Here is a 25,680-nt window from a genome sequence, read left to right as displayed (position 1 = left end):
TGATACGAACAAAAGGTAAAGAATTGATTTATTCTGTAAAAAGCAACAGTATGGACTAATTCGACTCAAAATTCTCTAACTATATGCGATCTCAGTGAAAAAAACTTCGGCTATAGCTGAATTATTAGCCAGCTATTCTGGCCAGAAGAGATCGTTCAAAGTTTTATCCAGGGCCTGGCAGATAGCGATGCAAAGATTGACGGTCGGGTTGTAGTTGCCCTTCTCAATAGCACTGACGGTCTGCCGGGAGACCCCGATAAGGTCGGCAAGCTGCTGCTGGGAGAGGTCTTTTTCCGCCCGAGCGGCTTTAAGACGCAGGTTTTTCACGGCTAGTCCTCCTCCCGGCGGTCGATGATGGCCTTGATCAAGAGGCTGCCCACGATCGCCAGGTAGGCAGCTAAGATCAAGGGTCCAACTGCTTCATCAGTTGCCGCCCCATTCTTAAAGTAGCTGATTTTTCCGCTCATCAGACCGCCAATCTGGATCATGAGCTGGGAAAAGAAGATAAGGGTCCAGGTAGCAGCTAAGTTCAAGCGTTCCTTAACTGGGAAGACATCCTGGAAGATGCAGTAGCAAGTCAGAACCGTGCCGCCTAGAATGATGGTCGCCAGACTGGATACAAAAGGCGTAGCCAGGGGCCGGTCAAAATTGATGCAGGCCAGGCTGTAAAGAATATTGGCTACAAACACTGTCCAGAAGGCGTACTTGTAGCTCCGCCCCCGGAGCAGGAGCTGACGTTCATCCAGCCGCTGGCGATTTTGCCGGTCTTTAATGGCAAAGTAGACAGCTAAACAGGTGGTTAAAGCCACGATTAAAAAGAGTGTCATAATTTTTCCCTTTCTCAACTCTCGATGTCAAATATACTTTACATTAAGTATCAAATATTTTGTTCAAAAGCAATGTCAACTATATTTGACATTGCTTTTGAACAAAATGGAGAAAAGTGCTAACTACTGCTTCAGCCTCTATGCTCCGGTAAAGCACGCGCATGGCACGACTGAATCAACCAAGGCTGACGCGATCGCCTAGGAAGGGCCAAATGAATAATTTTTAAGTGCATGAATCTTTCACGTGTTTTTTGTTGGAATATGCTGATTTTTTGATAAAGGGATTATAATTAGGGGTGAAATATGGTTGTTAGATATTTTTTATTAGTAGAGGAAGAAAAAATGAAGGCAAGCAAGCAGCTCTACCATGAGCACAAGATCATCACGCTGATTCTGACCTCGCCAATCTGGCTCTTTATCCTCTTTTCCGTATTGTTTACGGCTAACGAGATCTACAAGTCGACCCAGGAAGGCGTGGTGACTGAAGTTCTGAACAGGACCCTGCCCCAGCACGGCTACAGCGACATCTACTATTTGAACCAGGTCAAGGCTGACAGCCATTTTGGCATGGGGACCACCTACGTCAGCAGCTTCTCAACCAAGCGGACGGTTAAGCAGAACCAGGATCTTTTTGCAAAATCCGGCAAGAAGATAGACAAGGGCGACGCTAACCTCCCTTATTACAAGGAAGTCACGGTCCGCCGGAACGGAATGGGCTGGAAAGTCACCGTTTCTGACTCAATTGGACAAGAAGAAAGCAGTTATAGCGTGAAATGACAAAAAAGCCGCCAGAAGCGTAATGCTTCCAGCGGCTTTTACTCAAGGCACTTGCCAAACGGCAAATGTGACTCCTTCTCGTTCACATCAAGGGTGTGTCAGCATCGACGCTTCCCGCGTCTGGCCAAAGGCCTGATGCCCTCTATCTCAAAAATACGCACCTTTGCGTTTTCCTCGACTCGTCGATATTCGATTATACGCTCTTTCCCCAGCCTTGTAAAGCTACTTCTTCAGCTTCTCCCGCAGCTTGAGCCGCTTGATGTACTTGTTCCAGGCTTCCTGGAACAGGGTCGACAGCAAGAAGCCCAAAGCGATCGACACAGTCACGATGGCCACCCGCATCATCATCTGCTGGGCAGCGATGTACTTGCCATCAATCAGCCGTCTAACCACCATATAAGCCGGCGCTCCCGGCACCAGCGGCACCAGACCCGGTACACTGAAAAGGGTGACGGGACACTTTTTCCACTTGGCCAAAACAACAGCGACCAAGCCCACGCCAAAGGCCCCCAGGGTGTTGGAAATCATCCGCCCGCCAGAAGCCTCCGTCACCAGCCAGTAGACCATCCAGCCCGCGCAGCCGCAGATCCCGCTCCAGTGAATCACCCGGTGGGGAATATTCACCGTCAAGGCAAAGCCCACCGTGGCAATGTATGAAAAGACCAAGTTGATCAAGACGTCCCAGATGTTGAAACTAACCTGCATCCCCAGCATGACTAAGCTCCTAAAAATCTAATCACGATCCCGACGCCGCCGCCCAGGGCAATCGCCGTCATCGCTGCCTCACACATGCGCACGATCCCTGACACCCAGTCGCCCATAAACAAGTCTCTCAAGGCGTTGGTCAAGGCCAGGCCCGGCACCAGAGTCATCAAGGCCCCAATCAAAATATTGTTTACATTGCAGGCCGGAAAAATCCCATTAATGATAATAGTGAGTAGCCCCATCTCCATGGCCGCGATCATTTCCGCCAGGAAGCGGACCTTGGTGTGGCCCTTAAGCCAGGAGTCCATCAAATAGCCGCTGGCCCCGACCAGCCCGGCAACCGGGAAGTCGACCCAGTCATAGACGTCTAAAAAGAGGACCATCAAGGTGGCACTCAAGATCCCGGCCCCGATGACCTGCAACCATAAAGGAAAAGTCGGGGTATTCTCCTCGATTTCCCGCAGCTTCTCTTCCAGCTCCTCCAGGTCAATCCGCTTGTCGGCGAATTCCCGGGAGAATTCATTGACCCGGTCGACCAGCTCCAGGTTGATGGATCGCTTCTTCACGGTTTCCAGTTCCGTCACCGTGCTGCACTCCCCATCATCCAGGCTGACAAAGAGGCCGGTTGGCATGGCAAAAACATTGACCTCCTTGATGCCGGCGTTGACAGCGATCCGGCGCATGGTGTCCTCCACCCGGTACATTTCGCTACCGCCGGCCAACATGAGGCGGCCAGCCTTCAAACAAGTATGAACGACTCTTTTCATGTACGCGTCTGTGCTCATTTTTTTCACCGCGAGCCTGCCTAAAGGCAGCTAAATCAATTATTCATGGCTTCAATATCGACGACCTTGTCGACCCAGTCACCTCTGAAGAAGTCCCGTTCGTGACTGACGATGATGACCCCGCCCGGGAAGTTGACGATGGCCTTCCGCAGGCTGTCCTTAGTTTCATTGTCCAAGTGGTTGGTCGGTTCGTCAAGGAAAAGCAGGTTGGCCGGCTCAAACTGCATCTTAGCCAGCTTCACCTTCTCCTGCTCGCCCCCGGACAGTTCCTTAAGTGGACTCATGACCAGTTGGGCCGTCAGCCCCATCCGGGCTAAAGCCTGCCGCAATTCCTTGGGCTTCTTCTGGTCAAATTCACTCTCTAAGTACTGCAGAGGCGTCATATTCTGGTTGGGCCAGGTCAAGTCCTGCTTGAAGTAGGCCAGCTTAGCCGTGGCCGACAGGTCAAAGCCCCCGTAGATCGGCGGAATCTGCCCCAAGAGGGTCTTCAGCAGGGTGGTCTTGCCGATCCCGTTAAAACCGGTAATGGCGACCTTTTCCCCATTGCCAACGGAGAAGTTAAAGGCTTCCTTGACCAAAGCCTGGTCGTAGCCAATCACCAGGTCCTGCGTCTGCAAAAGCAAGTTAGAGGCCGTTTCCACGTATGGGAAGTCAAATTTGGCCTTCTTGCCGTTTTGCGGGGGCGTCAGAATTTCCATCCTGTCCAGCTGCTTTTGCCGGGAGCGGGCACTTTTGGCCCGGGTGCCGGCTTTATTTTTTCTGATATAGGCTTCAGTCTTGGCGATCTGCCGCTGCTGGTTGGCATAGGCCTTCATATAAGTCTGCCGGTTGGCTTCCTTTTGCCGCATGGCTTGCTTTAATGTACCGGTATAGCGGGTAATGGTCCCGAAGTCGATGTCGATAATACAGTTGGTTATCCGGCCTAAAAAGTCGTAGTCGTGGCTGACAACGATAAAAGCGCCGGTAAAATCATTCAAGTAGTCGACCAGCCAGTCAATGTGGCCGACGTCTAAGTAGTTGGTTGGTTCGTCCAGGACCAGGACCTGGGGCTGCTCTAAGAGGAGCTTGGCCAGGATCAGCTTGGACCGCTGGCCCCCGGAAAGTTTGGATACATCCCGGTCAAAGCCCAGTTCAGCCAGGCCTAAGCCGCTGGCCACCCGGTCGATTTCAGTATCCAGGTCGTAGAAGTTGTTTTCTTCCAGGTAGGTCTGCAAACGGCCTGCTTTAGTTAACAGGGCTTCATCGCCGCTTTCGCTGTAGTCGATGTACAGCTGATTCAACCGGGCTTCATCTTGGTAGAGCTGGTCAAAGGCAGTCTTTAAAAAGTCCCGCATGGTCAGACCGGGCGTCAGTTTGGCGTACTGGTCCAGGTAGCCGACGGAGAGCTTGTTTTGCCACTTGACTGTCCCTTCATCGGGGAGGATTTCCCCGGTCAGGATTTTGATCAAGGTGGACTTGCCGACCCCGTTTTGGCCGGTGACCCCCATGTGGTCTTCCTTGTTTAAAACGAAATTGGCGTCTTCATACAGGGTCTTTTCCGCAAAGCCCTGGGTCAAGCCGCTGACGGTCAGTAAACTCAATCTTTTTTCCTTTCTTACAGGTGAAAGTTTTCCGCCTGCTTGCGCTCATGGTCGTACTTCTGCAGGGTCTTAAGGATCCGCGGCCAGAGATAGCGCGGGGCGGTCAAGTGCAGGTGGTCGTCAGCCACCCGGAAGTAGCTGGGACTGAGCTTGGTTAAGCCGGAGAGGAATTCCTCATCCAGGTGGTACTTGTCAGAGATCCGCTGGATTTCGGCAATCGCGTATTCGGTGTAAGACGAGCTTACGAAGACCAGGATGGCGCCGATGATGCCCCAGACCAGGGACTGGGTATTAGTTAAGGCGAAAGAGTGCCGGCAGATGTAGAACATGGCGATGAAAGTCATTACGCCGGCAATCCCGCCGTAGATGTATGGATAGTAGCGTTTTTTCACGAAAATCCCTCCTAATTCTATCAACTATCTTAACGTATTTTGCCCCCTGGATAGTAGGAAAATTATTGCTGAAAGGGAAAAAATAAGAGGGATCCAGAATCCCTGGACCCTCTCATTCAACCACAATCTTTACCTTGTCATGCTTTTGGGCAGCTTGGGCAAACATTTCAATGAGCCGGTCACAAAGCTGCCGGGACTGGTCAAAGCGGAATTTTTTCTTGCGATAATTCAGCAAGTCATTGTAATACTCTTCCGCGTCCACGTAGCAGTTAGGCTCTTCTGCCCAAGGACCTTGTTCAAAGAAATAGTCACGGCTCATTTTTCCCCATTCTGACTTAGGAATTTTAGGATATTCAAAAAGGTCTTCCACAAATCCCTCCCAAACCCGCAATTTGGTTCTGCCATAGGAAAAATCAACTTCGGGTTCATCTTGTAAGTCTCCATTATAAAAAGTCTCATCGACTTTGGTCTGGCCAGTGTCCATTTTTGAGCAGCTCCTTATCACTATCTCTCTTGAAAAAGCTGGCGCACCTTCCGGCTGTTTCTGGTCGAGAAATAGCGGACGTCGCCGGTGATGAAGGTCAGCTTTTTCTCCTTCAAATCGACTTCTTTGACGTTGGCGGGGTTGATGACGCAGGATTCGCTAACCTGCACCAGGGCCGGGTACTTCTCTGGCAGTTCCTTCAGCTTGCCGATGAATTCCGCCCAGCCGGTCGTCTTGACCAGGCGCAGCTTGTGGGGAACCGGCGTCGTCTCCACGTAAACCACATCCCCCATGCTCATGTTTCTGACGTCATGACCGAATCTGTAGCTGAAGGTGTTTTTCTGGATATAGCGGTACTTGGCGATCGCGTCCACCGCCTGCTCCAGGGAATAAGTGACATCCCGGCGCAAGTCGTCCGCGTTACCGTTCTTGACGATAAAATTGCTGGCCCCCAGCCGTCTTTGGAAGGTCAGGAAAGCCATGTCCTGGTGGCTGGTCACGAAAATCAGCTGGGCCTTGGGGTCCTGCTTCTTGATGATCTCACCCAGGTCCAAGCCGTTTTGCTCGTCCAGCTTCTTGCCAATTTCAATATCCAAAAAGTAGATGCCAGAGGCAAGCGGCTTTTTGGTCAAAAAATCCAAGGCCTCATCGTAGCTGCCTGCCGCCTTGACGACAGCAAAGTCCAGCTCTTCTTCATCGCTTAAAATAACCTGCGCCCGCTTGATGCAGTCCTTGACCAAAGCGATCTGGTCTGGCTCATCATCGCAGATAAAAACCGGATACTTTATTTTTCTCCCTCCTTCAGAACCATCAGACTAAATGTAAAAGTGTTGCCTGTCGTATCTATATCAACGATCATTTGCCCGGCATACTTGTTCACGATCTCCAAGGCGTTGCTTAAGCCCAGGCCGGCATGCTGGTCCTTGCTCGTGTAGCCTGGCTCAAAAATCCGCGGCGACGGGATATTGTCCGTCTTGTTCTTGATGACAAATTCGAAATCGCCGTTTTCCTGGTAGAACATGGCTTCAACCCGCGCGTCCTTTAAGCCGCTGCTGGCCTCGATGGCATTGTCAAAAGAAATCCCGATGACCCGGACCAGGTCCATTTTTTCCATTTCAGAAACCAAAGGCAGGTGGTCGATGTCCTTCTGGCAGCTGAAGCGGTAGGGAATCCCCTGATCGTAGATTTTCGACAATTTGGTAATCACGATGCTTTTAAGCAAATCATCATGAATATGGTTGACATCTTGAAACTTGGCCAGGGCATGCTCGTCAAAATTTTCCCTTGAGTACTCATTCAGCTTCTCCAAGAGCTGCTGGGAGTCGTTTTGGGCCGCTGCCAGCTTGAGGCTGGTCAAAATATTGCGGTAGTCATGCTTGAAGCGGCGCAGCCGGTCCTCATCCTGCTCCAAAGAAGCCGCGTAGCTCTTCAGCTGCTGGTTGGACTCATAGAGCTGGCGGTTCTGCGCTTGCAGGTGCCGCTCTTCGGCTTCGTTTAAAAGGGCGGTCTGATTTTTGATGCTGAGACTAAAGCTAAGCACGGCATAGATGCCTTGAACGGCCAAGATACCCAAGAGGATCGCCAGGCCAACCGACATCTTCTTCACCTGCATCCCAACGACGTATGCAAAAATTGTCGAGACATACAGGTAGGCCAGCAGAAACAAGCAGTTTGTCTGATAGCGGACGTCGCTGATATATTTGCGGATTTTTGGCAAAAGGGGCCATGCGAGCAAAAAGCCAGTCAGTAGGAGGCCAAGATCAATCCACAAACTGGCTGCGAGAGTTTCCGGGAAAGACCAGCTGATGATGTTTACTATAATGTCTTCTAGCAAACCAAGGATGCCGATGATCAAGGCCGAGCTTACTGCCTGCTTGACCTTTTTGCCTTTGATCTGGGTTAAAACCAAGAGGGTCAGCTCAAAAATTTCGAAAGGAAGGTCAATGAAATAGGACGGAACCGATTCGATTGTGATCCCGTCAATCACGCCAATGAGCCAGATACCCAAAAACATCGCCCAAGCCCGGCGGCTAGCGGGCCGCTGGTCAAGCAGCCGCAAAAAAAGTGCTATCTTAATTGCTGGCGCCAGCAGCAGGGTGCTGACATCAAGCAGATACAATAAAATCATCTATTCATCCCGTCTTCGCTTCGTCCGTTTACCGTTTCCATAATACAGCAAAAAGCGCAACTGAGTTGCGCCTCTTTTCTAATCCGCAAACAAGAATTTCTCATTCCCAATGACTGGCAGCCACTTGCCCCAATTGTGGTCTCTGGCCCCCAGCAAGATGGCCAAAACTCCAACAGCCCCGGTGGCCAGGTCCAGGGAATTTTTCAAGCCATAGACCCCAGGAAGCAAAATTCTGTCTTCATCAAAGACCAGGTAGTTGGCCAAGTACTGCAGTTTTTCGTCCAAAAAGCCCTCATAGCCCAGACTTTCTGCCGCGATGTCCCCCAGCATAAGACCCGCGAAGCCGTTAAACAAGCCATTCATATAGGCTAATTTAACCCGGTTAGTCGCGATCAAGTCCTTGATCATCCTGCTGCCGCCTTTGACCTTGACCCCGTCTTTCGCGAATTCCAGCAAAACCAGGAGCAAGCCGCAGGAGCCAGAATTAAGGTAGGGCAGGTAGCTTTCCTCGCCATTGACCACGCCTTTTAAAAAAGTTCCGCCTTTTATCTGGCTGACTTCCTGCTCTAAAAAGGCGGCCAGCTTTTTTCCAGCGGCTCTTACTAAATCAGTTTCCTTTAAGTACTTGCCAGTTTTTTCGAGGTAAAGGAGCATCCCTAATTTTCCAGTAAGCAGACCCGCTTCCTCCCAAGCGTCATAGCCAGCCAGTATCTGTTGGGCAACTTTTACCAGCTCCTGCTTTCTCGCCTCATCTGGTTCAAGCAGCTGCAGGGACAATTTGGCCAGACCTATCCCCGCCAAGCCGCTCTCTAGCGACAAGTCAGTCATCTGGTCAACTTCAATTCCATCGATCAACTTCTTGCCTAGTTCCTGGTCAACTTCTGAATACAGGACTGCCCCCATCCCGGCCGCGCCGGTAAAGAGGCCTGGCTCCATTTCACTTGCCTGGCAAATTGCCTTTTGATTGTCCAGGCACCACTTTTTAAAAAGCTCCCGGTCTTCCGGCAAAGCGGACAAGACCAGGCCCAGGCCCAGCGCCCCATTTTCAATATTCAGCATCCCTGCCGGCTCAATAAACTGAGCAATATCGCCCTTGATCAAACGCTGACTTGTCCAATCGATATTTACGTCGATCCCTCTCGCGATGCCCGCAATCAGCTGGTCCAGGGATTTCTGCCCTGCCGCGGCTGGCAACTTTGGCAAAGTCAGGTCAGCTTTTTCAAAACACTCTCTTTTGAATTCCCGCAAAAAATCCCCCGCTGCCTGGTCCAGATTTTCCAGCCTGACTGCTTCGCTTGCTTCCGGCTTTTTAGCCAAATGACTGACGTCGATGACCGGCAAAAGGGTGTATTCAATCATTTTGTACAAGGACAGCCAATCCTGCTGGCCCAGGGTCTTGGCCCGCTGATCGCTGAAACCTGGCGTGGACAAGCCTGGTTCATAAATCTGGTCAAGTGGCCCCGCCTGTTCAAAATCGACCAGGACCGGGCCTTTTTTGCCCAAGAGAACATTGCCCGGCTGCAGGTCGCCAATGGCTATCCCCCGCTGGTGGATGTCTTCTACCGCCGCAAGCAGCTGCTTGGCCAGCTTTTTTACCATTTTCAGATAGCGGCCATGATCTTGCCGGAAAGGATACTTTTCCTTGATCAGCTGGTCCAAGTTTTCTGCTGGCAGATAGTCCTCGACCAGATAATAATGAATCCAGACCTGGAAAGAATCCCGCAGCCTCACAACATAGGGTGAATCTTGCAGCTGCCTTAAGAGCTCTGCTTCATGCTTGATCCGGCTGAAGCCATCCTGCAGGTTCGCATCAATCCCGGCCCCCTGCCGGCCTTCCTTAATCAAGTACTTCTGCCCAGCTTTTCGCCCCAGGTAGATCCCGCCGGCATTGCTAAAAAGCAATGCTGACGAAATATTGTACTGACTCAAGCGGGAAAAATCGCCGCTGCCTGCCTCTTTTTCAGCAGGAAAGGGATCTGACACGAAATCTGGCTGCAAGTAATAAGGCAAACGTTGGTCGATGACCAGACGACCTTGCTCGTCCCTTATGCAATAGTTGCCCGCCTCATCGCGGAGCTCCTTAAAGGCTCCATAGCGGTAATAAACATTGCTTGTTTTATACCGCTTGTCAGACAGGATATAGGGTCCTAATTCATACTCACTAGTTAAAGCCGCCAGGTCAGCCGCGGCCTGCTTGAACTGCTCCGTATCCTTTGGATAAGCCGTGATAAACTTGCCCGACTCAGTCCGGTCAGCGTTTTTGGAGTTTTTGACGATCCATTCGCCCCGGCTGACCGTGAACTTGAAGCTGATTTTTTGCTTAAAGAGATAGTCAGTTGCTGCCCTTAAAAGACCTTCTTCGTCCTTGTATCCGGCTGACAAATGGATCTTCCAGCCCTGCGCTGGCAGCTTGCCTGGCGCCAACATATAGGTCCAGTGGCGGTCACTCCAGGTCTGCCAGCCTGCTGGCGGCTTCACCTGGTAAGGCTGCATTTTAGGCGCCGCGTCTTCAAAAAAGCTGTTCTTTTCAGCCAAGAGAAAGGGCACGTAGTCCTCGATCGCGTACTTCATTTTTACTTGAACAAGTTGTCAAAAAAGCCGTAGAAGCTGCCATAAATAGTGTGAAAGCAAATCAAGCTGCGGCGGACGTCGCCGTTTTTATCCTTCTTTGCCTTCTTCAGCTGCAAATTCAAAACTTCTTCAATCAGGTTTTCCATTTTTCCCTGCCTCCTTTTGCCTACTAGTTTAGCGCCTTCCCTCTTGTTTTTTGGCAAGAAGTCATTATCGGGCAAAAAAGGCTCATAAGCGCAAAAAAATACCCCTAGCTAAGCTAGAGGCATGATGTTATCACTACCAAGAATCACTGCTTCTTGGCGTAATTGAGTTGGCTTCATAAATCGTGTAGTTGGTGATGGTCTCATTGCTGGAGAAGTCGACCCCGTTGTAAGTCTCGTTCAGACTGTTCTGCCGGGTTTCCTGGTTGGTCAAGGTCTGCGTCGGCAGCCCCAGGCTCTTTCTCAGCTTGTTGGACCACTTCTGCAGCTCTGCAGTTGACGCGATCTGGAAGCTGGTTCCGGAAATCGTCGCGTCGTGGCCCTGGATGTAGCCGCTGGAGATGTTGCTGGCCGCGCTTCTGTAGTTGATGGCCAGGCTGGTCATGTCGCCAAAAGTCAGATTGGTCTTGACGTACTTGGCAAAAACCTTGAGCAGCTTCTGGTAGTTGGCTAAACCGTTGACGGACAAGCCCTTCTTGACCACGGCCTGGATAATTTGCCGCTGCCGCAGCTGCCGGCCGTAGTCCCCCCGGGGGTCGTCATAGCGCATCCGGGCATAAGCGATGGCGTGGCGGCCGTCCAGGTGCTGCTTTCCCTTATGGAAGTCACACCAGTCATAGCTGAAGCTGAACGGCACGTCGACGTCAACCCCGCCTAAAGCGTTGACCAGGCTCTTCAAGGCCTTCATGTTAACTTCCACATAATAGTTGATCGGCACGTTGAGCATGGCCGAAACAGTCTTGACCGACCCGCTGCTGCCGCCAAACTGGTAGGCGGAGTTGACCTTGAACATGTAGTAGCTCTGGCTGCTCGTTTCACCCAGAATCTCCGTTAAGGTATCCCGGGGAATCGAAGTCATGGTCGCCTTCTTGGTCGTCGGGTTGACGGTCACCAAGATGATAGTGTCCGAATTGCCTTGGTCATGGCGTCCTTCAATCCCCTGGTCGACTCCTAAAACCAGAATCGAGATCGGCTTCTTGGCCGCGATCCGGGCACTGGTCGCCGTGCTACCGTTATTGCCGTTCATGCTCACTAGGGCTGAATGCAGGGAGAAGTAGGCATGCGCCCCCCAGGTCGCCGCGATCATGACGGCAAAGGTCACCAAGAGGCCAATAATGGTCGGCAAAGGGCGGCGGGACTTTTTCAAAAGGCCAGCCTGGACAAGAGTCACATTACGAAAAATTTTCTGTTGTCTTCTGCTATGTTGCTCTTCCATGGACTAACCCCTTTAATAATTTGCTATTATATATTTTCGCATGAAAAAGGCATTTAATAAACCAGGCGCGGGAATATTTAGACTATCTTATTTTTTTGGCAAAAGGCCGCTTTGAGTGTAGAATATCTAGTATCGTAAACGCACCAGAAGAAATGAGAAAAAGAAGAGGTATCGTATGGAAATCCCTTATCGCAGTGAGGTTCCCAAAGAGCAGACCTGGGACTTGACCCGGGTCTTCAAGACTGAGGCGGACTGGGAGGCCGCCTTTAAGGCAGTCAAGCAGGAAGTCAAGGCCCTGCCGGCCTTGGAAGACGGCTTTACGGAGAGCGCGGCCGTCCTCTATGACCGCTTGACCAAAATTTTTGCCGTTGACCGCCGCCTGTCCAAGATCTACGTCTACGCCAGCATGGCCAGCGACGTCGACACCAGCAACCAGAAGAAGCTAGCCCTTAATTCCCGCGGCCAGAGCCTGGCTGCTGAATACCAGGCCGCTGTCGCCTTCATTCAGCCGGCTGTTTTAGCCTTGGGGAAAGAGGCCCTGGACGCCTTTTTCAAGGAAGAGCCAAGACTGGAAAACTACCGGCACTATTTGGAACAGATCGTCAAGCAGGAAGAGCACGTTTTGCCAGCTGAAGAGGAGAAGCTGGTATCGGCGGCCGGGGATGCCCTGTCAGCTTCGGCCAACACCTTCAACGTCTTGACCAACTCCGATTTGCAATTCCCTTACATTGAAGATGAAGATGGGGAAGCAGTGGAACTGACGGAAGCCAACTACGACATCTTGATCCAGTCCCAGAACCGGGAAGTCAGAGAGGATGCCTTTGACGCCCTTTACGCTGGCTACGGCCAGTTCGCGTCAACTTTTGCCTCAACCCTGGCCGGCAATGTCAAGGCCCACAACTTTGACGCCCAGACCCACCACTACCAGGACGCCTTAGCCGCGGCTCTGTCAGAAAACAACATCCCTGTCGACGTCTACAACCAGCTTTTGACCAGCGTCCACAAGCACCTGGACCTCCTCCACCGCTATGTCAACTTGCGGGAAGAAATCCTGGACCTGAAGGGCGACCTGCAAATGTGGGACATGTACGTGCCAATCACTGGCAAGCCAAGCCTCAGCTACACTTTCGCTGAAGCCAAGGCCCAGGCCAGAGAGGCCCTGCAGGTTTTGGGCGAGGACTATGTCAAGCACGTCGACTACCTCTTCAACAACCGCTGCATCGACCACGTGGCTAACATGCACAAGCAAAGCGGGGCCTACTCCGGCGGGGCTTATGACACCGACGCCTATGAGCTCTTGAACTGGCAGGGGGACCTGGATTCCCTCTACACCCTGGTCCACGAGACCGGCCACTCAGTCCACAGCATGTACACCCGGGAAAACCAGCCATACGTGTACGGGGACTATCCGATTTTTGTCGCGGAAATCGCCTCAACGACCAATGAAAACCTGCTGACCAACTACTTCCTGGACCGGGTGACGGATCCAAAGACCCGGGCCTTCCTGCTCAACTACTACTTAAGCTCCTTTAAGGGAACGGTCTACCGGCAGACCCAGTTCGCGGAATTCGAGAAGTTCATTCATGAAAGCGACCAAGCGGGGGAAGCCTTGACGGCTGACTACCTGTGCGGCTTCTACGACCGGCTCAACCAGCAGTACTACGGCCCGGCGATCAGCCTGGGCAGCGATATTGATCTGGAATGGGCCCGGATCCCCCACTTCTATTACAACTTCTACGTCTACCAGTACGCGACCGGCTTTGCCGCCGCAACTGCCCTGGCTAACAAGATTACTTACGGTAGCCAGGAAGACAAGGAGAAGTACCTGGACTTCCTCAAGTCCGGCTCCAGCGACTACCCGATCAACATCATGCAGAAGGCCGGCGTCGACATGACCAAGTCCGACTACCTGGAAGATGCCTTCAAGGTCTTTGCAGAAAGACTGGACGAATTTACTGACTTGATCAAAAAATTGTAGAAAACAAAAACGAAGCTGCTCAAAGTGAGTAGCTTCGTTTTTTGCTGTTAAACTTTTTCCTTCATCATCTGCAAGTACTTAGGCTGGTCGGGCTTTGGAACATCCAATGCGTCCAATGCCTGCTCAGCTGTTACATTAAACTTTACCATTACGCTCAAGGCATTTTTTACGGTTGCTTCGTCGATGCCTTCATTACGCTCATGGCGTAAAGTAGTTTCGTATTCCAATCTGTTCGCCCTCCATTCTTGATTATGATTGTAATAATTCATCTTCTCAGCGATGGCATCAATCAGATCGTTCTTGCGGTCAACTTGGCCATTCATCAGATCTAAGAACTTCTGCAAGGTCGGACTAACTTCGCCTTTCGTCCCCTTTGAATTGACATAGAGGGTGTGCATTTCATCGCCAAGTGCCAGATGATGTTTCGGACTGTATTCGATGAACTCAATAACCCTCTCATCAATTCCGAAATGGTCAAAGGGAGAAAAGATGATCACGAACGACATCGGCATGTCATCGTAGTCATCTCCGGTCAGCAAGCTGACCATATCAACCAGGGTCCTGTAGTAGCGAGACCGCTTGGGGTGGAATTTTCTTGACAGTTGCATTTCAATGTCGTAAACCCGCCCTTGTTCGTCAAAAGCCTGGATATCCAGCCGGATGCCCTTATCTTCACGGCCACCCTTAATCTGTGACTGAGCTCTTGTCGTCACCCGCTTGATATTGAGCTCTGGCAGCAATTCCTGCAAAAGCCTGGTACAGATCTCCTCATCGCTCATCACCGCGAAAAACATGAAGTCGTCCGTAATGCCAATCGGCTCATATGGATTCAAATGTTCATCCTTACTCATATTATACAACGGTCCTCCTTTTCTTTTATTGTTTTTATCTCCATTAACTAGTACGCTTTTTACGTCGATTCTCTTTAAAAAAGTTCAATTTCCTTGTAGAAAAACAAAAGGCAAGCAAAAAAGGTGAAACTCGAAATATTACATCGAGTTTCACCTTTTATATTTATCTAGGGTCTGGTTTTGCCCAGACTCAATAAAACATATTCAATCTTAGTGGTGTGAAGCACCAGTAGCCGCGTCTGGTTCAGACTTGATTTGGTTAACCGCGGTAACTGGGTATGGCTTGCGCACCCGCGGGTCAGTGCTGGATGGCTTGGTGTCGCCAGCGTACTGGAAGTCAGTCAAGCGAGCGTGCTTAACGTCTTCAATCGTCTTGCAGCCAGTCAGTTGCATGTCGATCTTCAATTCATCGTTCAATTCGTTGATGACTGAAGCAACCCCGTGCGGGCCACCCAAAGCCAGGCCGTAAAGGTAAGGACGGCCGATACCAACCAGGTCAGCCCCTAAAGCCAAGGCCTTGAAGACATGGGAACCCCGGCGGACGCCACCGTCAAAGATAACTGGGCAGCGGCCGTTGACTGCTTCAACGACTTCTGGCAATACGTCAATAGTTGCCGGAGCACCGTCGATTTCCCGGCCACCGTGGTTAGTCACGTAAACGCCGTCCGCGCCGGCAGTCAAAGCAACTTCAACGTCTTCAGCACAGTTGACACCCTTAACGATGACTGGCAAGCCGGACATTTCCTTGATCCGCTTGATGTCATCCGGGCCGATGTTCTGGGCGCTGGAAGCGTACATTTGCGCAACAGTTTGCCCTTCGCCCTTGGCGCCTTGGAAACGGGTGAAGAAGTCAAGCGGTACCGGGAAGGCAAAGTTGGTCCGCAGGTTGGCTTCCCGGTAGCCTGATACCAAAGCGTCAACCGTCAACAGGATTGCCTTGTAGCCGGCAGCGTTGATTGCGTCAAAAACCATCTTGTTGAAGTCCCAGTTCTTTGACAGGTAAAGCTGGAACATCCGCGGAGCATCTGGGGCGGCAGCAGCGATTTCTTCAACCGGCTTGTTGCCGTAGGTGCTGGAGGTAAACATGGCTCCAGCCAAGGCTGCCCCCTTTTGGGTGGCAACTTCAGCGTCAGCGTGGGAAATACCATGACAAGCAATTGGTGAGATCATGATTGGGGTCTGCAGCTTCATGCCCAGGAATTCCGTTTCAGTTGATGGGTTATCCATCCCAGTCAAGGCCCGGGGAACAATCTGATAGTGATTGTAAGCAGTGGTGTTGTTTCTCCAAGTCCATTCGTATTCTGAACCTGAGGCCACGTAGTAGTAAGCCCCTTCCGGCATTACTTCCTTAGCTCTTTCTTCAAGCTCGTCAACGTTAACAAATTTTAAATCTTCGTCTGCTTCACTTTGTGGGAAGCCCTTAATATAACGTGTCATGGCAATCTCCTCAATCATTAAAAAATTACTATCAATTACTAGTTACTTACAAGGATTATCATAGCATTTAATCGCTTACTTTTGGGCTAATCTTTTACTTTTTCAGATCAGCTTAAAAAATTAAAAGTGCAGCTGGCCCGTTGCCAAACCGACCACGTACAAGAAAACGCAGATGATAGCAGTATAAAGCCCGCACCACTTGAAGGCCTGCTTCAAGATCGTGCCTTCGCTGCCGTCTTGGCCGATAGCAGTAGAAGCAACCGTGATCGACTGCGGGGAAATCATCTTCCCAGCCGTCGCCCCGACCATGTTGTTGGCCACGACCCAAGTCTGACTAACGCCCAGGCTTTGGGCGGCTGAGGCCTGCAATTTGGCGAAAAGAATGTTGGAACTGGTGTCTGACCCGGTCACGAAAGTACCCAGGGCACCGATGATTGGCGCGATCAATGGGTAAACCGGACCCATGACCTTGACCAAAACAACCGCGATGGCACTGGTCATGCCGGCATAGCCCATAACCTTAGCCAGGGCCACGATAGCGGAAATAGTCACCGCCGTCTTGCCGATCCCCTTAATCAGGTCCCAGAGGATGCCAAAAGTTTCCTTAACGCTCAAGCCCTGGATCAGGGCCCCAATGAAGGTCGCCAGCAAGATCAAGGTCCCTGGTGAAGACAGCCAGTTGAGGCTGAACTGACCAGCATTTTTGCCAGTGTAAACCTGGAACTTCAAAGTCGCGGAGTTGAGCAGGCTGTTAACGGCTGGGAACAATGATGAAGCGGCCAAAACGAAGACGAAAACTAAGATAAATGGCGCGCAGGCTTGCAGCAGTTCACCAGCTGAGTGCTTGGCAATGTCCCCGGTAGAAGCAGAGTATTCCGGCACGTCCTTGTGCCGCTTGGCCAAAAAGGCCGTAACCAGGATGCAAACGATGGAGCCGGCGATGGCTGGCAATTCCGCCCCAACGAACTTAGCCACCAAGATTTGCGGTAAGGCAAAAGCCAGACCAGACATGAAGGTAATGAAGCCTACCCCCTTGATCGCCTTGACGCCCCCGCCGACCAGGCCAACCAGGATGTAAGGGATGACCAGGATCAAAACGCTCAGCTGCAGAGATACCACGAAGGCCGTGTTCATCACGTCCAGGCCGGCAGTCTGGGCCAAGGTGATAACTGGCAGGCCGACCGCCCCGAAGGCAGTTGGCGTGGTGTTGGCCACCAGGCAGATAACGGAAGCTTCAATCGGGTCGATCCCGAAGGTCATCAAGATGCTGGCTGGGATGGCAACAGCGGTCCCGAAGCCGGCAATGGCTTCCAGGAAGCCCCCGAAGCCCCAGGCGATCAAGAGGACCAGGACCCGCTTGTCGGTCGTCAGACCACAGAGCATGTCCTGGATTTTTTGCATGGCGCCGGATTTAAAAGTTACCTTGGAGGTAAACATGGCGGCCACGATGATGTAGACAATCGGGAACAGGCCGCCCAGGATCCCTTCCAAGGTCCCGGTCAAAGTGTCAACGACTGGCAACTGGAAGGCCGTAATGGCCAGAATGATTGCCAGGATAAGAGAAATAACGGCTGCCTTGGCCGCAGGCATCTTCAAGGCTGTCAGAGAGATGATCAGCCAGACGATCGGGATCAAGGCAAAAATGAATTTAACCCACATTCAGATAACTCCTTCTATAAGTATTTTTCACAAGGATTATTGTACATGAAAGCGCTTAAAAAGTCATGTGAATATTGATTTAAAACGTTGATATATCAGCGTTTGTGCTTGAATTTATTTCACAATGTTTTTGCTTGCTAAAAGAAGGATCCAAAAAAGCCCCGCCATTGCGGGGCTCTATATATTTTTTCACAAACTCGTTTGTTAACAAGCTTGCCTATATTGATCGGCAAAAAAGATTTAAAAAATTTTGCTATTTAGCGTTAGGCGTACCTAATTTTTCCAAAACGTAGTCGCCGTCGCTATCCTGGCTGATGATCCCTTTTTGGTAAGTGTCAGTCACGCTGGTGTCATCCTTGTCACCGGTGTAAGAGAGCTTGTGGGTGACCGTGTAGTTGACGTAAGTCTTGCCGTTGCCAGCCGGGCTGGTGGACAGGACGCTGACGACTTCGCTGTAATTAGCGACTGAGTCAGAGTCGTCCCAGTTGTCGTGCAGCTTCTTGATGCTGATGTAGCCGGTATTGTTGCTGCCGTTGACCCAGTCTTCGCTGTCGTTGTCATCCCAGATGTCCTGGAGGAGGTCTTCAGCGTCTTCGCTGCTTGCCAGGCCTGGCCAGGACGGAGTCAGGACCCAGTTGCCGTTGACGGACTTGATTTGGTCGCTGCTGTCGCTGTCGTCATCGTCATAGTCATAGTCATCGTCACTGTCATAGTCATCGTCATAGTCATTTGCCTGGTCAGCTGGGTCAGTCACGTACTGGTCAAAGTTGTAGATCGTGTCTGACTTGCCGATGCCGGACTTTTTCACGTAGAGGCTCATCCCTGACGTGATCTGGTAGTCCTTGAAGCTGGCCTGGCCCTTGTCGTCCAGGTCGGCTACCTTCTTATCGTTGATGTAGACTTCCCCGTTAGGCACGCTGCTGACCGTGAAGCTGCCAGTGGTGATGTTCAAGCTGACCCGGTGGTTGCTGAAGAGGTCCAGCTTAACCGGGCTAGGTGAAATGGTCTTCCCGCTCAAGTTGGCTGAAACTGAGAAGGTGTAGCGGCCGGCGATTACCGGGTCCAGCTTCTTTTGGTAGTAGTCCCCGGAAGCAGACAGCTTGCCCACGTTTTTCCCGTTCATCTTGATCGTGGAATTTTTGTGGTTGGTCACGACCGTTGGGGAGTAGGTCTTAACCATGAGCTTGTATTTCGGGAAAAGGAAAAAGTAGTGGCCATCCTCGCCTAAAGAAACGGAGTCCTTAAAGCTGGCATCAAGTTCTTCCTGATTCTTCCACTTACTGCCCAGGTTGTTGGCCTTGGTCTGGTTGGCCTTGTAGTACTCCTGCAGCGGCCGTACGCTCTTCTTGGTCAGCTGGAAGCTGCTGTCGTCGGTCTTGACGTAAGGAGACAGGTCCTTGCTTGGGTCCTTCAGCGCGCTGATGATTCTGTCGATCTGTTTGTCCTTGGCGTAGTAAGACTTGCCATAGCTGTAGCCGGCCAAAAGGGCCAGCAAGACCGCCACGATGAGCAAGATTTGCTTCTTCCACTTCCGGGTCTGCTTGAGGTCGGTCCGCTTTTTGACGGTTTTAGCTGGCTTAACAGGTTGGACGGGTTTAACTTGCTGAACTGGCTGAACCTGTTGAACTGGCTGAGTTGGTTGAGTTGATTGTGCCGGCTGGACTGGCTGAGTTGGCTGAGTTGGCTGAGTTGGCTGGCTTGACTGTGCCGGTTGAACTGGCTGAGTTGGCTGAGTTGATTGTGCCGGTTGAACTGGCTGAGTTGGTTGAGTTGACTGTGCCGGTTGAGTTGGCTGAGTTGGCTGGCTTGACTGTGCCGGCTGGACTGGCTGAGTTGGCTGAGTTGGCTGGCTTGATTGTGCCGGCTTAACTAACTTTGCCCCGCATTTGGCGCAGAAAGTGGCATTGGCTTGGTTGGGGGCGTGGCATTTAGCGCAGTAGATCATTTTTACTTCCTCCCACTTCGATACATCTTAGTAACTACTGCCAAGCAGCGAGCTAATCTGCTGATTAGTGACAGACTCGATCTTGGACACAAATTCCTTGAAGAACATGTTGACCACAATCATAACCACAATCAAAACAATGATTGAGATCACAAGCGCGAACTGCATCTGGTCGATTTTTTCCGCCTTTTCTTCCAGCAAAACATAAATCAAAGCAACGAAGCCAACGACTGCCGTCATACTGAGCAAAATTCCCTGCAGTCTCAAGCTGCCCGTCAAAGCAAAAAGCCAGAACAAAACATTCAAGATCAAACTGTAAGCCGATAAGTGAGCATACCGGTTGAGATATCCCAAAAAGTCAAATTCAGACTTGGCAAAACGCTTCATGGCAAAGTAGTTGATAGCCAAAACTACCACTTGCCCCAGCACGACACTGATCATTACATACGAAGAGATGTTAGACTTTAACTCAGTAATAATCGATGAAAAATATGGGTAGCTTGTTGTTAATGAACTAGCCAGCTTGTTTATGCCCGTAAGCCCTGCCAATATGAAAAACAAGTCTTCCAAAATCAAGGTCGTCAAGCCGTACCACTTTTCAGCAGCTACGGCCTCAGCCGGCTTCTTCCAAGCATGTAGCAGCCACTGCCAGTATGTGGACAGCACATTTATAGCTTGGCCGCTGGCCTGACTGTCAGCCTGATCTTCCGCTTTCACTTCAGCTTCCTGTACAGGTGCTGCTTTTGGTTCAAGCGTTGCTGGGGCAGGCTTTTCCTCGCTTACCGCTACTTGGCGCAGGTCAGTTCCGCAATTAGTACAGAAATTGACATCTGCTCCCATTTCAGCGTGACAATTCGGACATTCTTTCATCTTAATCCCCTCACTTTTATAAAAAATTAATACTTTTTTAGAAAAAGTATAACATATAAAAGCAGGCTTTTTCAAGATGATAATAAATTGTTTTTAGGGAATTATATTAGCAAAATAAAATACACAGTCTCTCAAAAGCGCAAAGACTGTGTATTGATGATTATTAAAACTCCATATTTGACTACACCCGCTTCTTTCTGGCATGGGTGAAGTAAACCAGCAGGTAAGCCGTGACCTCAATTACTGAAATGAAAGTATAATATATAAAAGCAGACTTTTTTCAAGATGATAATAAACTGTTTTTAGGGGATTATATTAGCAAAACAAAATACGCAGTCTCTCAAAAGCGCAGAGACTGTGTATTGATGATTATTAAAATTCAATATTTGACTACGCCCGCTTCTTTCTGGCGTGGGTGAAATAAACCAGCAGGTAAGCCGTGACTTCAATTACTGAAATGAAAAAGGTTACCGGCCAGTTGGTAATGTAGCCCAGGCACAGCCCGGCCCAGACCCCCAACAGGGCCAGGCCGACCGACCAGGCCAGCATGCTTGGAATCGACTTGCCCAAATAGCGGGCCGTTGATGACGGCATGGTCAAAAGGACAAAGACCAGCATGGACCCGACCACCTGGGAGCCAATGGAAACCGCCATGGCCAAAGCCACCAGGAAGACCACCCCGACAAAGCCGGTATTGATGTGGTGAGCCGCTGCCCCGATATGGTCAAAAGAGTCATAGTTCAGGGGCCGCTGGATGGCAAAAATAATCAATAAGACAACCACTGACAGGCCGACCAGCTGGTAGACGCTGGATCTGGACACCCCGATAATGGACCCGAACAAAATGTTGGTCGCGTAGCTGCTGGCTGAGCTGGACAGGGACAAAAAGAGGATCCCCAGGCCGACGAAGAAGGCGGAAATCGCGGAAATCGACGACTCCTTCTGCTCAGTCCGCATGGACAACTCCCCGACCCCAATTGAACCCAGGAGGGCAAAAATTAGCATCCCCGTCAAAGGCTTCAAGCCCATCAAAACGGCAAAAGCCGCCCCGGCAAAGCCGATTTCCGACAGGGTGTGGGCCAGGAAACTGAAATTGCGGGCCACGACATAGACGCCCACCACCCCGCAGGTAATCGCGATAAAGGTAGCCGCCCAAAAAGCATTGCGCATGAATTCGTAGGCAAACATCAGTTGAAACTCTCCTTAAAATCTTCCATCTTCCCCTGGCTGACCGTCCCGTCGCTTAAGTAAAGATAGTCCTTCATATAGCGCTTGGCCAAAGGAATGTCGTGGGTGACGAACAAGACCGTCATCTTGTGTTCATGGTTGAGGTGGGCGATCAAGCTCATCAACTCTTCCTTGGCCTTCGGGTCCAGGCTGGCCGTGGCTTCATCCAAAATAATGAAGTTCGGCTGGTCCAAGAGAGCCTGGGCCAGATAGGCCCGTTGCTTCTGCCCGCCGGAAGCCTCCCCCATCCTGGTGTCCGCCAGGCCCTTTAAGTGGGTCTCCTGCAAAATATGGTTGACCTGGTCCTTAACCTTCTGGCTCTTCCAAAAAGGTGTGTTTAATTCGATAAAAGACTTGATCGATAAGGGATAGTCCGGGTCGATATTGCGGAACTGGGGCACATAGCCCACCTTTACGTCGTCAGCCAGCTCAAAATAGCCGTGGCTGGGGCTCAGCATCCCCATCAGTATTCTGACCAGGGTGGTCTTCCCGGCCCCGTTAGGGCCTAAAAGAGCCGTCATAGACCCGGTCTCCAGGCTGAAATTGAGCTTTTTAAAAATCTCCTGGTCGTCGAACTTCATGCTCAAGTCCACGACCTGCAAAGCTTTACTCATTTACTTACCTCTAGTATCAGTATCTCTATAGCTTCTTCAGCAAGTCCAGGACCTTGTCCTGGACGGCACTGTCATCGCTTGAGCCGATGATCCCGTTAGCCGCCCGCTTGGCTTCCGGCAAAGCCGTTGCTGTCGCGTAGCTCTGGCCCACATATTGCAGCATGGCCACGTCGTTGCCCCCGTCGCCGAAGGCCACCATTTCATCAGCCGGGATCCCGTAGCGCTTGCCCAAAAGCTTGAGGCCCACCGCCTTGTTCATGCCCAGCTTGCTGATGTCAACGGCTGAGTCGCTGCCGGCCACCATGTCCAGGCTCGGGAATTCCCGCTTGAGCTGCTGGGCAAAGGCTGATGACTCCCCTTCCTTGGTCGCGATGGTGAACTTGAAGATCCGGTCCTTGACGCTTTCATAGTCATCTACAGCTTTCAGTTCCTGGTAAAAAAGGTGGAGGTAGTTGTAGAACTCTTCCCCGTAGCTCTTCAAGGTGTAGGCGCTATTCACCCCGGCCAAGACAGTCGGGTGGTCCTGACCGTACTTCTCCTTGATTTGGTGAATCATGGCCAGTTCATCGCTGTTTAAGTCCACGATGTTGAGGATTTCCCGCCCCTTCAAGACATAGGCTCCGTTTTCAGCCACGAAGTAGAGCTGGCTGAGGTATTCTTTCGGGAAACGGGTGACCAGGTTTTCATACTGGTTCCCGCTGGCGATGACGAACTTGACCCCTTTTTCCTTGGCCAGGTCCATGATTTGCTTGAACTTGTCCAGGTCATACTCCTTCTTGGAGTTGAGCCAGGTTCCGTCCATGTCAGTTGCAAGTAATTTAATCATTTTTTCTTCCTTCCTAACTGCTTTTTCGCTAAAAGATCTTTAACGTTATAGAATACCAAAATTTCGCCCTCCTTGCAAAATTGCGGGCGCCCGGGGTGCGGTGCGGGAGTTTAGCCCTGGCTACGGTAAAAACGGGGACAGTTTTGCGAAATTTGGACCTGGCTACGGTAAAAACGGGGACAGTTTTGCGAAATTTGGACCTGGCTACGGTAAAAACGGGGATGGTTTTGCGGAATTTGGATCTGGCTACGGTAAAAACGGGGATGAGTTTGCGAAATTTGGACCTGGCTACGGTAAAAACGGGGATGGTTTTGCGGAATTTGGACCTGGCTACGGTAAAAACGGGGACAGTTTTGCGAGATTTGGCTGTGGCTACGGTAAAAACGGGGACTAGTTTGCGAAATTTGGACCTGGCTGAGGTAAAAACGGGGATAGTTTTGCGGGATTTGGCTGTGGCTACGGTAAAAATGGGGACAGTTTTGCGAAATTTGGACCTGGCTACGGTAAAAATGGGGATGAGTTTGCGAAATTTGGACGGGGCTACGGTAAAAACGGGGACAGTTTTGCGAAATTTGGACGTGACTACGGTAAAAACGGGGACAGTTTTGCGAAATTTGGACGGGGCTACGGTAAAAACGGGGACAGTTTTGCGAAATTTGGACGGGGCTACGGTAAAAACGGGGATGGTTCATCGCTTCGAGCCCCAATTTTTACTGAGCCACGGCATTTTTCAATAATTTTAGCCCCACTTTTTACTGAGCCACGGCCTTTTTCAATAATTTTAGCCCCACTTTTTACTAAGCCACGGCCTGTTTCAATAATTTTAGCCCCACTTTTTACTGAGCCACAGCCTGTTTCAATAATTTTAGCCCCGATTTTTACTGAGCCACGGCCTTTTTAAAAAATTTTAACCCCAGTTTTTACTGAACCACATGAACCTAAAAAAATAGAACACCTACTTCAAACAATCTCCGAAATTCTTTTCTAAAATTCTCTCAGCTTTCAGTTGCTCGGTTAGAGATAAATGCGAATTAGCAGAAATATTGGTTGAATATTTGTGCCATTCTCTTAAGGTCAACAGTTCCTCCGGCGAAAACTTATCAAAAGTGAAACTTATCCCAACAATTTTATTCGCTTTACCGCTCTTGACCACTTCGTAGCTCAAATTGCCAAAAAATGGTACCAGTTGAAGTACAGCGGGCTTAATCTTATTCCTCATTACCTCATAATTCGAATAGCTATCCGGCACTGCCAGAATTTCCCGCAGCTGCTCAAAGGACACCTGGTAGCAGCCGGCTGCTGAAGCTTGCAGCAACTTGCGGAACAAAGTCTTGGCGTTGTTCAGGCTGATTCGGCGCAGCAATTGATAATTCCAGCAGGTGAAGTCCTTCGTGCAGCCGTTAAACAGGAACGAGTACTTCTTGCTAACGCTGACCGTCAATTTCTTGTCTTCATACTTAGCCTTTTGAAAAAGCTTGCTCTGTTGCATGAACTCAGCCAATTCGCTTAACTGCTGATCCAGCCGCAAAAAATCACGCCCGCCATAGCCAGCCCCAGTCCGCAACTCACTTCGGGTCAGCTGAAGCGTGCCGCACCCGAAACCATAAAGCCGGCCCACGATCAGCCACAAAATATTCTGCTGCTTTCCGGTCAAGCCCGTGAGCGGATAATCATTTAACCGCCCATGATACGTCACGTTCTGCGCAAGCGGAATTCCAAGCCTGACAGCCTGGCTGATCTGTCTGGCTTTATCCAGATGCGCCTGCGTCAACTTAAAACGGACATTGGCTGGATAGGTCCGCCGATCAGGCAGGCGCTGGCTTTGAATCGCCTGCTCAATTGCCTGGATCTGCTGCTGATTCAGCACGGCGAACCCGTCATTGCTCAAAAACAGGTTCAAGACCGACAGCTTGACCACCTGCGAACCAGCCCGCTGCAGATCCTCCTGGTTCTTCAGCTTGAAGTCATCATTCCCCAGCCGGTTGATCACCACCACAATCGTCTTAATAAAATTGGGACTGATCCCCATTGGTTGCAGGACTTGCGTCAGCGCCTCCTTGTGGTAGCTAATCTGATCATAAATGCCCCGGCCCAGCCGGTTAAAGTCGAAAAGCTTCCCCGCAATTTTGCGCACCTTGACTTCAATACAATAAATGCCGGTACTGGTAATCACCAAATTATCAATTTGGTTGTCGCCAACTGGCCGATTTTTATCATATTTGCAGGGCAGAATCACATTATGAAAAACTGCCGCCGCGACGGACTTGACTGCCCGATCGACTAGCCACTCACCCGCCGCGCCCGCTAATAGATTTTCCGCATTCACCAACTGCTCTTGCGTCAAAGTCGCTGCCTGGGCCGCCCCCAGCTGGTTATAGCTGACCAGCAAGCCGTTCAGCTCGCGCACCCCAGCCAAATTCTGATCAGACAGCTGCCGGGTGTGGTCATAGTCCGGATTGATCAGCTGCTCAGCTGCCTGGGCCGATTGCACGACGGCGTCATTTTCAACTTCTTCACTGGCCAGGTACCAATTTGTCCACATTCGTTCCATAAGATCGCTCCTTTGCTTAGTCTCTCTACTGACTATTACACGAAAGAAGCGATT

24 protein-coding genes are annotated in these 25,680 nt (G+C 50.8%); 3 read left to right on the top strand and 21 right to left on the bottom strand.

The annotated features are described in order from the left end of the window. Positions 1-132: 132 nt before the first annotated feature. Positions 133-327 carry a helix-turn-helix transcriptional regulator gene (locus ACLUXO_RS05340; protein WP_412136642.1) on the bottom strand — a complete coding sequence of 65 codons (195 nt, stop codon included), beginning with the start codon at positions 325-327 and terminating at the stop codon, positions 133-135. A gap of 2 nt (positions 328-329) precedes the next feature. Beyond that, complete coding sequence (locus tag ACLUXO_RS05335; RefSeq protein WP_412136641.1) at positions 330-827, bottom strand: hypothetical protein; 498 nt, start codon at positions 825-827, stop codon at positions 330-332. A 342-nt stretch (positions 828-1,169) separates the two neighbouring features. Here ACLUXO_RS05335 and ACLUXO_RS05330 point away from each other — a divergent pair, with 342 nt between their 5' ends. Continuing rightward, the gene (locus tag ACLUXO_RS05330) at positions 1,170-1,604 is read left to right on the top strand and encodes a hypothetical protein (RefSeq protein ID WP_412136640.1); all 435 of its coding nucleotides are present in this window, start codon (positions 1,170-1,172) and stop codon (positions 1,602-1,604) included. 222 nt (positions 1,605-1,826) lie between these two features. Here the strand turns inward: ACLUXO_RS05330 and ACLUXO_RS05325 are convergent, their stop codons facing one another. The 10 genes from ACLUXO_RS05325 to ACLUXO_RS05280 form a co-directional block, all read right to left on the bottom strand. Then, positions 1,827-2,318 (bottom strand): threonine/serine exporter family protein, encoded by a 492-nt coding sequence (locus ACLUXO_RS05325; protein WP_412136639.1) that lies wholly within the window; start codon positions 2,316-2,318, stop codon positions 1,827-1,829. Positions 2,319-2,320: 2 nt separating this feature from the next. Beyond that, positions 2,321-3,076 carry a threonine/serine exporter family protein gene (locus ACLUXO_RS05320; RefSeq protein ID WP_412136645.1) on the bottom strand — a complete coding sequence of 252 codons (756 nt, stop codon included), beginning with the start codon at positions 3,074-3,076 and terminating at the stop codon, positions 2,321-2,323. 53 nt (positions 3,077-3,129) lie between these two features. After that, positions 3,130-4,674, bottom strand: coding sequence for an ABC-F family ATP-binding cassette domain-containing protein (locus tag ACLUXO_RS05315; protein ID WP_412136638.1), 1,545 nt, complete (start codon positions 4,672-4,674; stop codon positions 3,130-3,132). 14 nt (positions 4,675-4,688) lie between these two features. Beyond that, positions 4,689-5,066, bottom strand: coding sequence for a hypothetical protein (locus ACLUXO_RS05310; RefSeq protein ID WP_002879494.1), 378 nt, complete (start codon positions 5,064-5,066; stop codon positions 4,689-4,691). Positions 5,067-5,178: 112 nt separating this feature from the next. Continuing rightward, entirely contained in the window at positions 5,179-5,550 is a 372-nt protein-coding gene (locus ACLUXO_RS05305) for a hypothetical protein (RefSeq protein ID WP_412136637.1), read from the bottom strand. 20 nt (positions 5,551-5,570) lie between these two features. Further along, entirely contained in the window at positions 5,571-6,320 is a 750-nt protein-coding gene (locus ACLUXO_RS05300; protein WP_412136644.1) for a LytR/AlgR family response regulator transcription factor, read from the bottom strand. A 14-nt stretch (positions 6,321-6,334) separates the two neighbouring features. Next, the gene (locus tag ACLUXO_RS05295) at positions 6,335-7,678 is read right to left on the bottom strand and encodes a sensor histidine kinase (RefSeq protein ID WP_412136636.1); all 1,344 of its coding nucleotides are present in this window, start codon (positions 7,676-7,678) and stop codon (positions 6,335-6,337) included. 78 nt (positions 7,679-7,756) lie between these two features. Further along, the gene (lanKC, locus tag ACLUXO_RS05290; RefSeq protein ID WP_412136635.1) at positions 7,757-10,249 is read right to left on the bottom strand and encodes a class III lanthionine synthetase LanKC; all 2,493 of its coding nucleotides are present in this window, start codon (positions 10,247-10,249) and stop codon (positions 7,757-7,759) included. A 2-nt stretch (positions 10,250-10,251) separates the two neighbouring features. After that, a complete protein-coding gene (locus tag ACLUXO_RS05285; protein ID WP_201330044.1) occupies positions 10,252-10,395 on the bottom strand; it encodes a hypothetical protein in 144 nt (47 codons plus the stop codon). A 133-nt stretch (positions 10,396-10,528) separates the two neighbouring features. Beyond that, complete coding sequence (locus tag ACLUXO_RS05280; protein ID WP_412136634.1) at positions 10,529-11,668, bottom strand: LCP family glycopolymer transferase; 1,140 nt, start codon at positions 11,666-11,668, stop codon at positions 10,529-10,531. 175 nt (positions 11,669-11,843) lie between these two features. Between ACLUXO_RS05280 and pepF the strand changes: the two genes are divergently transcribed. After that, entirely contained in the window at positions 11,844-13,646 is a 1,803-nt protein-coding gene (gene pepF / locus ACLUXO_RS05275) for an oligoendopeptidase F (protein WP_412136633.1), read from the top strand. 47 nt (positions 13,647-13,693) lie between these two features. Here pepF and ACLUXO_RS05270 read toward each other — a convergent pair whose 3' ends face one another. The 8 genes from ACLUXO_RS05270 to ACLUXO_RS05235 form a co-directional block, all read right to left on the bottom strand. Continuing rightward, positions 13,694-14,497 carry an Rpn family recombination-promoting nuclease/putative transposase gene (locus tag ACLUXO_RS05270; RefSeq protein WP_412136632.1) on the bottom strand — a complete coding sequence of 268 codons (804 nt, stop codon included), beginning with the start codon at positions 14,495-14,497 and terminating at the stop codon, positions 13,694-13,696. Positions 14,498-14,707: 210 nt separating this feature from the next. Then, the gene (locus ACLUXO_RS05265) at positions 14,708-15,934 is read right to left on the bottom strand and encodes a lactate oxidase (RefSeq protein ID WP_412136631.1); all 1,227 of its coding nucleotides are present in this window, start codon (positions 15,932-15,934) and stop codon (positions 14,708-14,710) included. 120 nt (positions 15,935-16,054) lie between these two features. Continuing rightward, positions 16,055-17,593: an L-lactate permease gene (locus ACLUXO_RS05260; RefSeq protein WP_412136630.1), complete on the bottom strand. Its 1,539-nt coding sequence runs from the start codon at positions 17,591-17,593 to the stop codon at positions 16,055-16,057. Positions 17,594-17,846: 253 nt separating this feature from the next. Beyond that, positions 17,847-19,538, bottom strand: coding sequence for a TcaA second domain-containing protein (locus ACLUXO_RS05255; protein WP_412136629.1), 1,692 nt, complete (start codon positions 19,536-19,538; stop codon positions 17,847-17,849). Positions 19,539-19,565: 27 nt separating this feature from the next. Next, on the bottom strand, positions 19,566-20,408 hold the full coding sequence (locus tag ACLUXO_RS05250) for a DUF6574 domain-containing protein (protein ID WP_412136628.1): 843 nt from the start codon (positions 20,406-20,408) through the stop codon (positions 19,566-19,568). Positions 20,409-20,798: 390 nt separating this feature from the next. Continuing rightward, positions 20,799-21,596, bottom strand: coding sequence for a metal ABC transporter permease (locus ACLUXO_RS05245; RefSeq protein ID WP_270448807.1), 798 nt, complete (start codon positions 21,594-21,596; stop codon positions 20,799-20,801). Further along, complete coding sequence (locus ACLUXO_RS05240) at positions 21,596-22,249, bottom strand: metal ABC transporter ATP-binding protein (protein WP_270448806.1); 654 nt, start codon at positions 22,247-22,249, stop codon at positions 21,596-21,598. Before ACLUXO_RS05240 ends, ACLUXO_RS05245 begins: the two co-directional genes overlap by 1 nt. Positions 22,250-22,274: 25 nt before the next feature. Next, positions 22,275-23,075, bottom strand: coding sequence for an HAD family hydrolase (locus ACLUXO_RS05235; RefSeq protein ID WP_412136627.1), 801 nt, complete (start codon positions 23,073-23,075; stop codon positions 22,275-22,277). 95 nt (positions 23,076-23,170) lie between these two features. Between ACLUXO_RS05235 and ACLUXO_RS05230 the strand changes: the two genes are divergently transcribed. After that, entirely contained in the window at positions 23,171-23,812 is a 642-nt protein-coding gene (locus tag ACLUXO_RS05230; RefSeq protein ID WP_412136626.1) for a hypothetical protein, read from the top strand. A gap of 218 nt (positions 23,813-24,030) precedes the next feature. Here the strand turns inward: ACLUXO_RS05230 and ACLUXO_RS05225 are convergent, their stop codons facing one another. Next, positions 24,031-25,626: an NERD domain-containing protein gene (locus ACLUXO_RS05225; protein ID WP_412136625.1), complete on the bottom strand. Its 1,596-nt coding sequence runs from the start codon at positions 25,624-25,626 to the stop codon at positions 24,031-24,033. Positions 25,627-25,680 lie beyond the last annotated feature (54 nt).

This window comes from Lactobacillus delbrueckii subsp. bulgaricus (assembly GCF_046938665.1).
In the GTDB taxonomy this organism is placed as follows: Bacteria; Bacillota; Bacilli; order Lactobacillales; family Lactobacillaceae; genus Lactobacillus; species Lactobacillus delbrueckii_C.
This window is presented reverse-complemented; position numbering and strand designations above follow the sequence as displayed.